This is a genomic window from Rahnella sp. CG8 (assembly GCF_023701875.1).
Taxonomy (GTDB): Bacteria; Pseudomonadota; Gammaproteobacteria; order Enterobacterales; family Enterobacteriaceae; genus Rahnella; species Rahnella aceris.
Genome location: NZ_JABAED010000064.1, coordinates 1 through 3,237, shown reverse-complemented (window position 1 = coordinate 3,237; position 3,237 = coordinate 1). Strand labels below are relative to the sequence as shown.

The following is a 3,237-nucleotide window of genomic DNA, read 5'->3' as shown; positions in this document are numbered from 1 at the left end:
CGCGGAGGGCTGGGTGTAGCACCGCCGCCCAGGTTAACGCAAGGGTGAAATGCACGCCTGCGGCGCCCTTGCGTTCCCCCGTCCGTCGTCGCTACTTCGCCCTTTGCCGCGAAAGAACTCACCGAGAGATGACATTTAACCTGAAGGGGACCTGAAGAATGCACACACAAAACGTCAAGACCGCCGCTCCTGAATCTTCCGAAAGATGTGGAAAAACCACGACCCTGCGCATGGACGGCTTTATTACTGACATTTCGTCTTCCCATCCGTTCGATGTGATCCGCGCGGACGTGGTGATTTCCCGCCTTGAAAAGCAGGCTCATGCTGGGTGCGGGTTGCATTACGAGATTTACGAATCCCGCCTGATCAGCAGTGCTTTAAATCATCTTTCCCGTCTGCCGATGAAAGACCGTCCGGTATTTATCGGTGTGGCAGACCGCAGAGGGATCACGCTTTCGTGGGCGGCAGAGGAAAAGGCTCAAAACGCCTATTGCGAATTAATGGCAGAGATTGCGGCAGAGCAGGAATAACAGCCGACGGCGGGATTGTCCCGCCGTCAACATCGCGGAGAAAAACCATGTACACACCTGACATCATCACCGGCGAAGCGGGTAAAAACCGGTTCGAATGGAGTGCAGGCGCGGAGGCCGCTTACTGGGAGGCGCGGGCAAAATCTTATGTGACAGCGCCGGTGGAAATCGACCTGCACAGATATATGGACGTGCTGGGGACGTTACCGCCGCTGGACTGGCAGGGCGATCGGGACAGCGAATCATTCAAGTTTGCCGAAATGATGTGCGGCAGCGTGACGGACATTTACGCGAAAGTCGAAGGCCGGTATTTCCAGCTATGCGATGAATGCACCCTGAGCCATGCCGAAATTGTGGGACGTATTAAGGAGGTGTTAAGCAAAGAAACCGTATCACAAAAATGAAAAAAGCAGACTTTCGTCTGCTCTCTCATGCCGGTTTCGCCCGTTCAAAGCTAGGCCGGCTGTCAAAAATTAACGGAGATAAGCCATGAATTTCGACCCACAGATAATTGCATCCCCCGCGCCGTTTGTAAAGTCTGAGACGGCAAAAAAGCATCCGCGCCTTGTGCGGGAACCGTTGAAAAGTCAGGACATCGCCGTGCCGTTTAAGGCGCTGGGACGTCATATCGCCAAATGTCAGCGCAAACGCCAGTCCGTCAGGGTGCCTGCCATGCGGGGCAGTGAACTCGGTCAGGTGCTGCGCACGCTGGAACTGAAACGGGCTTAAGCCTGATCCCTTTGCCGCCCTGCGGGGCGGCAATTCAATGACTTTTTGGGGGCAGTATGAGTAAACAACTGATGTTCAGAGCGGAAACGCTGAAGCCGGTCATGATGGATGTGAAAACGAACGGCGGCGCCTTGCTGCTGGTCGGTGAGGAAGGCATTTTTCTGACCGCTGAAAAACCGTCTTACGTGGGGGCAAAACGCACCATTGCCTATGCCGAAGGGTTTGATCTCGAGCATTGGGATGATATCGGGGAGCTGTTTGTCGCAATGGATGAAGCGACAGGCATTGAGGGGGCAATGTTGGAAGTTCTGAACGTTGAACCTGAGATGCTGGAACTGCTGACTAGCCGCGTTGCCGATCTGACGGTGAGCATTGATGGCGGTGAATTTTCCCTGAGGGCGGCGGTGTGTGAAACGGGCAAAACAGCATGAGCCAGTTATCTTTTGATTCGCTGTTTTCTCAGCCTGAAATGCCGGAGTCCAGCGCAGTTAAACCGGTTTTCGTGACAGCCGTACCGCACGCTGACGTGATTGCACCTTCCCGGCCTGTGCGCGACAGCGCCGTTTCGCCGCTGGATAGTCACCGCAAAGATTTTGTGAAACTGTTTCGTGAAACGGCTCGCTATCACAACCGGTATCAGGTGTTCAGGGACTTTGTGACGATGGCCGCCGTGGCTCTGGAAAATGCCATTTTGCAGTGTGACGAGCTGGAAAATGAATATTTTCAGACGATAGCCGGTTACGAAAAAGACGATTTGAACCGCATGGCACGCTTACTGGCTCTGGTCACGGAAGGACTTGACGCCGGTATGTGTGATTTTCTGGGTTCCATTTTTATGGAGCTGGAGATCGGCAGCAAGGACATGGGGCAGTTTTTCACTCCGTTTTCCCTGAGCGAGCTGATCGCGGGGCTGGTCATGGGGCAGCGCGTGCAGGAGCTGGCGGATGGTGCGCCCTATGTTACGCTCGATGAGCCGACCTGCGGCGCAGGCGGTATGGTGATCGCCGCCGCTAAAGTGCTGCTTGACCGTGGCTATAACCCGCAGACGCAGCTGTTAGTGCAGTGCACCGATCTGGATCCGGTGGCGGCGCGTATGTGCTTTGTGCAGCTGTCCCTGTTGGGCATTCCCGCCTGTGTCAGGATAGGCAACTCGCTGAGCCAGAAAATCACCCGAGAAATGTACACGCCGTTTTGGTATCGCAATAAGGGCAGTTGCCGGACATTCTGAGGAGAGGGCAGGGAGCAATCCCTGCTTTTAGCCCGCAAAACACCCTCAGCAGTCAAACTGCTGCGGCTGCGCCGCGGCGGTCATGCTGCTTCTCCGGCCTGTTTCTCCGGTTTCTCTCTTTCATTACTTTCGTACGTTTCCTCTCCTGGCTTTCCCTGTTCTTCTTCTTTTCCTTCTTCCTCTGACTATTCCTTTGACCCTTTTTCCTGGTCATCTGTGTCCGGCTTTTCTTTTCCACAACAAATCACCAGGGCTGGAACCTGTCCCCCTTCGGCTCATGACCAGCAAGCTGGTCAATCGTCGAGCCCGACTACGCTAACCGGCAAGCCGGTAAGCTCCGCGTAACCCCACAGGGGTTACGGCCTGACGGCTAGGGTCTGATGGTAAAAAGCCAGGTCAACCCCCGCAGCCGGCTGCGCCGCCGCACGGACACTGGCCAGCAGGCTGGCCGCTAAGGACGCCGGCGCATTCCCCGCCGTCGGGTGTGTGCATTCTGCGTGTTCCGGTTTTCACATCTCACGGCCAGCTCTTACGCGGAGGGCTGGGTGTAGCACCGCCGTCCAAGTTAACGCAAGGGTGAAATGCACGCCTGCGGCGCCCTTGCGTTCCCCCGTCCGTCGTCGCTACTTCGCCCTTTGCCGCGAAAGAACTCACCGAGAGATGACCATTAACCCGAAGGAGACCTGAAGAATGCACACACAAAACGTCAAGACCGCCGCTCCTGAATCTTCCGAAAGATGGGGGGCGAAA

5 protein-coding genes are annotated in these 3,237 nt (G+C 55.8%); all 5 read left to right on the top strand.

The window, feature by feature from the left end:
- Positions 1-158 precede the first annotated feature (158 nt).
- The 5 genes from HGO41_RS25660 to HGO41_RS25640 all read left to right on the top strand — a co-directional run bounded on the left by HGO41_RS25660 (position 159) and on the right by HGO41_RS25640 (position 2,487).
- On the top strand, positions 159-530 hold the full coding sequence (locus HGO41_RS25660) for a hypothetical protein (protein ID WP_250981643.1): 372 nt from the start codon (positions 159-161) through the stop codon (positions 528-530).
- Positions 531-577: 47 nt separating this feature from the next.
- On the top strand, positions 578-934 hold the full coding sequence (locus tag HGO41_RS25655; RefSeq protein ID WP_250981642.1) for a hypothetical protein: 357 nt from the start codon (positions 578-580) through the stop codon (positions 932-934).
- Between the two features lie 85 nt (positions 935-1,019).
- Positions 1,020-1,259, top strand: a complete 240-nt coding sequence (locus HGO41_RS25650; protein ID WP_250981641.1) for a hypothetical protein — start codon at positions 1,020-1,022, stop codon at positions 1,257-1,259.
- Positions 1,260-1,315: 56 nt separating this feature from the next.
- Positions 1,316-1,690: a hypothetical protein gene (locus HGO41_RS25645; protein ID WP_250981640.1), complete on the top strand. Its 375-nt coding sequence runs from the start codon at positions 1,316-1,318 to the stop codon at positions 1,688-1,690.
- The gene (locus HGO41_RS25640; RefSeq protein ID WP_250981639.1) at positions 1,687-2,487 is read left to right on the top strand and encodes an N-6 DNA methylase; all 801 of its coding nucleotides are present in this window, start codon (positions 1,687-1,689) and stop codon (positions 2,485-2,487) included. Before HGO41_RS25645 ends, HGO41_RS25640 begins: the two co-directional genes overlap by 4 nt.
- Positions 2,488-3,237 lie beyond the last annotated feature (750 nt).